The sequence below is a fragment of the Paenibacillus chartarius genome (assembly GCF_042432825.1).
In the GTDB taxonomy this organism is placed as follows: Bacteria; Bacillota; Bacilli; order Paenibacillales; family NBRC-103111; genus Gordoniibacillus; species Gordoniibacillus chartarius.
In genome coordinates this window covers 1-7169 of sequence record NZ_JBHLWN010000096.1, presented here as the reverse complement: position 1 = coordinate 7169, position 7169 = coordinate 1, and the positions used below count along the sequence as shown (strand labels likewise).

The window sequence follows — 7169 nt, the reverse complement described above, 5'->3', positions numbered from 1 at the left end:
GAAGCTCTTTTTCTATATCCGCTTTTTCCAATTCCTACACCCACGGAGATTTTACACTAACCCCTTGATTAAGAAACCATCATCACCGTACGATCACAAATCGCATCAACGTCCTGGTGGTCGTGACTTACGAACAAACAGGTCATCTCCGCTTTTCTCAGGATATCTCTAAGCTCGCTGCGGATAGAGACTTTAAGGTCTGTATCCAGGTTGCTGAACGGTTCATCCATCAGAAGAATGGAAGGACGCGGGGCAAGAGCCCTTGCCAAGGCTACACGCTGCTGCTGGCCCCCGCTTAATTCGTGGGGATAACGCTTCTCAAAGCCTGATAGCTGCACCAGCTCCAGCATTTCTGCAAGCCGCTCTGCACGTTCTTTCTTCGACAGACGATGCAGGCCAAATTCGATGTTGCCTGCTACGGTCATATGCGGAAACAATGCATAATCCTGAAACACCATGCCGACGCCGCGCTTTTCAGGAGGTATGAAGGAGGTATCGTCCACCACGGTACGCCCGGAAATCGCAATGCTTCCGCCGGTTGGCGACTCCAACCCGGCAACAAGCCGCAGCAGCGTACTTTTTCCACTCCCGCTAGGCCCCAAAATCCCGACGATCTCCCCTTTTTCCATATCGAAGGAGAAGCGGTCAATCACTGGCTTCTGTTTGGAGGAATAGGAAAATGAAAGTTTACCAATATTCACGATCTTCATGAATTCAACCTCTTCCCTAATTGATGAAATACGATAACAGAGACCATACTGACACCGATAATAAACAAAGAGGGTATGGAAGCTTCATAGATGCGTTCGTCGCTTGCGTATTGATAGGTCTTGGTCGCCAGCGTTTCAAAGTTAAACGGTCTAAGCAGCAAGGCTAACGGTAATTCTTTCATAATTTCCACGAACGTTAGAATAACGCCGCTGAACAAGGCGCCCTTGATCAGCGGGGCATCCACCTTGAAAAAGGTCTTCGTCATCCCCAGGCCGAGCAGCCTTGAGGCTTCCGTATATTTCATCCCGATCTTCTCAAAACCGGCCTCGACCGCATTGTATCCGGTGGCCATAAAGCGGACCACATAAGCGACAACCAGCATAACCAAGGACATGCTGAGCACAAGCGGCGCTTTCCCCAGGCCCATGCGGGCATATAGCGGGGCCAGCCATTGATCAAGGCCGATAAACAGCGCCAGTACGCCGATGGCAATAATCGCTCCGGGAACGGAATAGCCGGACGTCACCGACCGGGCCAGCACATAGGTCAGCACATTCGATTGCTGACGAACTACATTGGCTGTAATCACCGAGAACACCATAATGATCGCCGTGGCCGTCAAAGCAAGGCCTATCGTGTTATACGTCAATTCGAAAAAAGCCGGGGTAAGCACATCGTCATAGCTCCAGGCGGCCCATACGATCAATTGAATGACAGGGATAAGGAAGGAGCACGCAAACATAAGCCCACAGAACATGAAAGCAGCCGCAGCGCGGATACCTTTCAGCTTCTTGGGTGTAAGCGGTCTTGATTTACTGGTGGAAGCCGCGAAGCTCCGCTGACGGCGGAGCAGCCGTTCCACCACGAATATCCCGACGACCCCCGCCATCAGCCATGCGGCCAAACGGACGGCAGAGTCGACATCGTACATTCCGAACCAGGTCTGAAATATCGCCACGGAGATGGTCTGGATACCGTAATAGCTCGATACGCCATAATCGCTAAGCACTTCGAATACGACAAGTATGACACCGCCGACGATGGCAGGCCGGGAAATCGGCAGCACGATAAAGAGAAATATGGAAAAAGGTTTTCTCCCGAGCAGGGCGGCATTCTCAATATAAGAGCCGCTCTGATGCTCCAGATAGGATCTGGTAATCATGTATACGTATGGAAACAAGAACATCGTAAATATGAAAATGGCGCCTCTCATCGACATGATGCCAAACCACTCCGGGTTTGGCATCACCCCGAATTCATTGCGCAGCGTGGTTTGGACAATGCCGGTATAGCTCAACATCGTGCTGTAGGTGTATGCCGCAATGTACGGAGGAACGGCCAGCGGCAGCACAAGCGCCCAGCGAAAAAAGCGTCTGAGCGGAAAATCATAAGCCGCGATCAGCCAAGCCAACGTTACCCCGAGCAGCACGGTAAACAGACAAGTAAACAACACAAGCCAAACGGTCTGGAACACATAGTCCTGCAGTAAATACTGCTTGATGTGCTGCCAGTTTTCGTTTGGCGGTTGGAACAGCGACACGAATATAGTAAAAATGGGCAGCAGAACGACCACTGCCCCCAGAAGGCTGGCATAAAGCCAGCCGTTTGTATGTTGTTTTATATTGCGTATAGCTGCTCTAAAGCGCATTTTTATTTCCAACCTACTTTATTAGAAATCTCAACAGCCTTTTTATTATGTTCTCCCAGCTTGGCAAAGTCAATTTGCTGGGCCTTAAACTCTCCCCAAGATTTCAGAAGCTCCGGTTTCTCCGCCTTGGGGTTTACCGGGAATTCAAAGTTCTCCTTGGACATCAGTGCCTGCGCTTCCGTATCGGTCAAGAACTCGATCAGCTTCACGGCATTTTCTTTATTTTTGCTGTGCTTTGCAAGACCCACTCCACTGATATTCAGGTGCGTGCCGGTCGTGCTTTGGTTAGGGAAGAACACGCCGAGCTGCTGTGCAACCTTCACTTCTTCCGCATCTTTGGAGTTCAGCATCTGTCCAAAGTAATAAGTGTTCATAATGGCTACATCTCCGGTTCCCGCAGCAATGGCTTTTGCTTGGTCACGGTCCCCGCCTTCCGGCGCACGGCCGAGGTTAGCGACGATGCCTTTAGCCCACTCTTCCGCTTTCTGCTCCCCGTTCAACTCGATCAGGGAAGCAAGCAGCGATTGGTTATACAAGCTTGTGGAGGAACGCACGAGCACTTTTCCTTTCCACTTATCGGTAGCCAAATCTTCGTATGTAGAGAGCTGCTCCGGTTTAACCCGATCTTTGGAGTATACGATCACACGGGCCCGCGTCGACAGACCGATCCACTCGTTGTCTTTATCCCGGAGCTGTGCAGGAACATTAGCCTCAATGACATCCGACTTTACAGGCTGCAGCACTCCGTTCAGCTTGGCGTTATTCAGCACTCCGCCGTCCACTGTGATGAACAAATCGGCGGAAGTGCTCTCTCCCTCACGCTTTAACCGTTCAATCAATTCTTCCGCCTTGCCTTTGACGACATTGACTTTAATACCGGTTTTCTCCGTAAATTGAGCATAAAGAACGTCGTCCACTTCATAATGTCTTGCCGTATAAAGATTGACGACTTGTTCCGTCTTCGATTCGGAAGCTCCGCTATTCGGCTCTTGCGGCTGCGCAGCTTGCTGTCCGCCTTGTGATGCCGTTCCGCATCCTGCCAAAAGCCCGACGCTCAGAATAGCCGCTATTGCGGATGATAAGAATCTCCGGTGTTTCTTCAACATCATTACACTCCCCTTTTTAAAGTTGGTACTGATAATCATTATCATTTGTTTGCAACTTGGATTCTAGCAAGAATAAACCCTACTGTCAACCCATTATTTTATAGTCACCGCAAACGGTTCCATCAAAAGCAGATTTCGGTATGAATACAAAATAAACCCCCACATCGATGTGAGGGTTACGGATGAATTAATAATTTTTCGTCTGCAGCTGGTCCAGGCTCTTGAATTCATATCCTTGCTTCCGGGCATCGTCAATAATTTTGGCTAACGCCTCCGCGTTGTCTTTCGATACAGAGTGAAGCAGGATGACCGCACCGGGATGCAGCTGCGACATGATGCTTTCGTATGCGTAAGCCCATCCTCTTTGCAGCTTCGGATCCCAGTCCTTATAAGCAATCGACCAAAACACGTTGGTATACCCGTATCCTTTGCTGGCCGCAAGCATCCGTTCGCTAAAAACCCCCCGCGGCGGGCGCAAATACGGCATTTCCTTTTGGGAGGTCAGCTCCGCTACTTTCGTTTTGACACGATCCAGTTCTTCCTTCAGCTTCTGGTCGGATACCTGTGTGAGGTCGGGATGGCTCCAGGAATGATTGCCTATGAGGTGGCCCTCCTGCACCATTCGCTTCAACAGCTCGGGCTGGTCTTGAATATAATGTCCCGTCACAAAGAAGATGGCCGGTACCTGCTTCTCCTTGAGTACATCCAAAATCCTGCTCGTATACCCGTTCTCATAGCCGTTGTCAAACGTAAGATAAAGCTCCTTTTGCTTCGTATCGCCCAAAAAAATGGCATCATGCTTCTGGACAATGGACCGGAACCCCTCTTCCTGAATCGATGGAAGCTCATGGTTCCTGCTCTTCTTAAACCCGAAGTGATAAGGTTTGTCCGCATTGGCTTCGGCCGAATGGGGTAAAATCAAACACAAAAGCACAACGAATGCGGCGAGGAAAGAGACATAACGCTTCATGTAACCATTTCACTCCTTAGGCGATGGTTTTTCTTATGCGGTCATCGGCTAAGGGGTAATGTTCCACAAAAAACAGAAAGTTATGTGTTTCCTTGTAGAAGGAAAGATAAGCAGGCCAATGGATATGTTTTCACCTCGCATACCCATCCGTTAACCCTCTTGCTTGGCACTTAAGTCCTGTAAAATTGCAATTATTGACATATGGAAAAATGTAAAGGTGTCGATAACACACCGCCAGACTTGATGCCTTTGTGTACGGGGATTTAACCTATGGGCCTATGTTACGATGTGTGTTCCTCCCAGTTCCAAATTTCGATCCTTCCCAATTGAAAATAAAACAGGCCCTGCTCCTGCTTCAGCTTCTCCAGCTCGCGCACCGGTCCTGTAACAACGGCGCCATATACTTTCACTCCGTTCTCTTTCAGGTAGTCCAAACGCTTCCCGTCGTTTTCGGACTCCCGGTAGCTTCTCTCCTGTCTCAGCCATTCGATATCTTTGAGCATTTGATCGACGGATTGCTTGAGGGTGTCCGCATTCTCCAGCCAACCGGCCCAGCTCATCCCGTTTCCCTCTTCTTGATACTTTACAAAAGGCCTTAACGTAAGATGGGGCACGAAATGGAGTTCATTTGAGGTCGAATGGGGAATATTCTTCAGATCTCCCTTCAGCTCTCCCGCATAAACCGGCATGCTGAGAACCCGCACTTGATAGTTGGAGCCTTCCATTTCCCTCAAATAAAGAATCGTCCGGTAATGCTCGGGCAGCTTACGCATGACCCCGGTCATTTTTCTCCGCTGCTCCTGCAGCTGCAAAGCCTCTTCAGGAGTAGGCATCGGGCTAGTGCCGGAAGCGTGAATCTCTATGGCCTGCAGCATCTCCGCCTCCCCCTTCCGCTTGCGTACCCAGTCGATAAACAGATTTCGGGCTACTTTATATAACCAGGCCCGGGCCAATCTCATATCCTCCAGCCGAAGCGAGAGCATGGCCCGATAAAACGTCTCCTGAAGCAGCTCTTCGGCCACCTCTTTAGACCCGCACATGCGGTATAAATAGCGATAGAGAGAGGGCTGAAACATCCGGAACAGCTCTGTAAACGAATCCTTCTGCATGCCTCTCCCCCTTTCGCAAGAGTTATAACGATTGATCTCTGTTTTTGTTACAGATAAAAACAAAAATATCCGATGGTAAATGATCCATGGTTGCCTTTCGCCGGCAAATCGATCATACTATAACAAAGTAAGTTACTGACTGGAGGTAAATATCGATGATACAAATCGATGTCTTTTCCGACATGGTATGTCCATGGTGCCGAATCGGCAAGAAAAATTTACAGGATGCTCTGGCTGCATGGGGTCCTAAAGACGAGGTGGAGATCCATTTTAGGGCTTTTGAGTTGGATTCGACGCTGCCGGCCGAGGGACTTCCCTTTCAGGACGCTATGATCAGAAAAATGGGCGGCAATGCCGCTTCCTTGAAGCAAATGACCGATCGTGTGACCCAGGCGGGGGAAGCGGTGGGGGTGACATTTCGTTTCGATCAGGTGACCCGCATGCCGAACACCAAGCTGGCCCACCGGCTGACGGCCCTGTTGCCCGCCTCCGAGCAGGAGGCTATGATCGATGCCATCATGAACGCTTACTTCGAACAGGGCCAGGACATAGCCCAACTGGATATTCTGCTTGGCATCGCCGCCTCCCTCGGTCATGATCCGGTCCATCTGCGGGAACAGCTCGAACAGGGGAAAGGAAGCGACAAGGTAACCCATGACCAGACAGCAGCCAGACAAATCGGCGTTACCGGCGTACCTTTCTTTGTATTCAATAACAAGTACGCCCTCTCCGGAGCTTACCCGCCCGCCGAGCTGATCAAAGTACTCGAGAAAGTCGCAGCGGAATAGACAGACAAAGGACACCGGGGCGGGTGTCCTTTGTTTTTCTTATATAATACCTTCAGCTGAATGCGATCAGAATGACGCCGATGGCAATGAGACTTATGCCGATTCCGCTGATCCAGCTGAGGCGTTCCCCCAGAAACACAACGGCCGCTATCGTCGCAATGACCACGCTTAATTTATCGACCGGGGCGACTTGCGAAACTTTACCGAGCTTTAAAGCCCAAAAATAAAACAACCAGGAAGCGGCACCGGCGGCTCCGCTCAGCACGATGAACAGCAGCGTTTTTTTGTCTTCGAAAAGAGACGGGATTTTACCGATATTGCCTTGAAACGCAACCACGGCCACTAAAAATACCGCCATAATGACGGCCCTGACCGCCGTTGCCGTGTTGGCGTCCACCGACTGCAGCCCGATCTTGCCGAAAATACTGACCAGCGCGGCGGTTATGGCCGATAATAAAGCGAAAACCAACCATAAATAACTCATACAATCCCTCTTTGCAGTAATATGGTAGTACTCTTAGGTTGGCTTCAAGAAGAATTAACATACTAAGGCACACCGGCTGAACGGCAAAGCGGTGACCCGGTACCACCGCAAGGGCACCTGGTTATGGTTTACTCCGTATGTTCACTCACGATTTCTATCTGCACCTTGATCGTCATCCAACCTAAGAGCTATTTTGGAGAGCAGCTCGCCTTTCTCCCAGCTGGAGAAAAAATCCTCCCACACGACGTAGTATACATCATCGTTCGCCTCCATAATAATGCCCCTTGCCCGGTGTCAGTGTCAAGCTAGCGTGGGCAGTCATTTAAGATGCCTGGAACGCGAACCCCGAAGGA

Annotated in this window: 8 protein-coding genes; 1 reads left to right on the top strand and 7 read right to left on the bottom strand. The window is 50.2% G+C overall.

All coding sequences use genetic code 11. From position 1 onward, the window contains the following. Nucleotides 1–68 precede the first annotated feature (68 nt). From ACFFK0_RS23910 to ACFFK0_RS23890, 5 genes are all read right to left on the bottom strand, one after another. On the bottom strand, nt 69–710 hold the full coding sequence (locus ACFFK0_RS23910; protein ID WP_274337689.1) for an ABC transporter ATP-binding protein: 642 nt from the start codon (nt 708–710) through the stop codon (nt 69–71). Continuing rightward, complete coding sequence (locus ACFFK0_RS23905; protein WP_274337690.1) at nt 707–2359, bottom strand: ABC transporter permease; 1653 nt, start codon at nt 2357–2359, stop codon at nt 707–709. The genes ACFFK0_RS23910 and ACFFK0_RS23905 overlap by 4 nt, the downstream gene beginning before the upstream one ends. Before the next feature lie 2 nt (nt 2360–2361). Next, nucleotides 2362–3468 (bottom strand): Fe(3+) ABC transporter substrate-binding protein, encoded by a 1107-nt coding sequence (locus ACFFK0_RS23900; protein WP_377472887.1) that lies wholly within the window; start codon nt 3466–3468, stop codon nt 2362–2364. Nucleotides 3469–3652: 184 nt separating this feature from the next. Next, nucleotides 3653–4435 (bottom strand): delta-lactam-biosynthetic de-N-acetylase, encoded by a 783-nt coding sequence (gene pdaA / locus ACFFK0_RS23895; protein WP_274337691.1) that lies wholly within the window; start codon nt 4433–4435, stop codon nt 3653–3655. A 281-nt stretch (nt 4436–4716) separates the two neighbouring features. Further along, nucleotides 4717–5544, bottom strand: coding sequence for a sigma-70 family RNA polymerase sigma factor (locus ACFFK0_RS23890; RefSeq protein ID WP_274337692.1), 828 nt, complete (start codon nt 5542–5544; stop codon nt 4717–4719). A gap of 155 nt (nt 5545–5699) precedes the next feature. Between ACFFK0_RS23890 and ACFFK0_RS23885 the strand changes: the two genes are divergently transcribed. Next, on the top strand, nt 5700–6332 hold the full coding sequence (locus ACFFK0_RS23885; RefSeq protein WP_217437424.1) for a DsbA family oxidoreductase: 633 nt from the start codon (nt 5700–5702) through the stop codon (nt 6330–6332). 52 nt (nt 6333–6384) lie between these two features. Here ACFFK0_RS23885 and ACFFK0_RS23880 read toward each other — a convergent pair whose 3' ends face one another. Together ACFFK0_RS23880 and ACFFK0_RS23875 are read right to left on the bottom strand one after the other, a co-directional pair. Beyond that, nucleotides 6385–6816: an EamA family transporter gene (locus ACFFK0_RS23880; protein WP_074728884.1), complete on the bottom strand. Its 432-nt coding sequence runs from the start codon at nt 6814–6816 to the stop codon at nt 6385–6387. 141 nt (nt 6817–6957) lie between these two features. After that, nucleotides 6958–7089, bottom strand: coding sequence for a hypothetical protein (locus ACFFK0_RS23875; RefSeq protein ID WP_274337694.1), 132 nt, complete (start codon nt 7087–7089; stop codon nt 6958–6960). Nucleotides 7090–7169 lie beyond the last annotated feature (80 nt).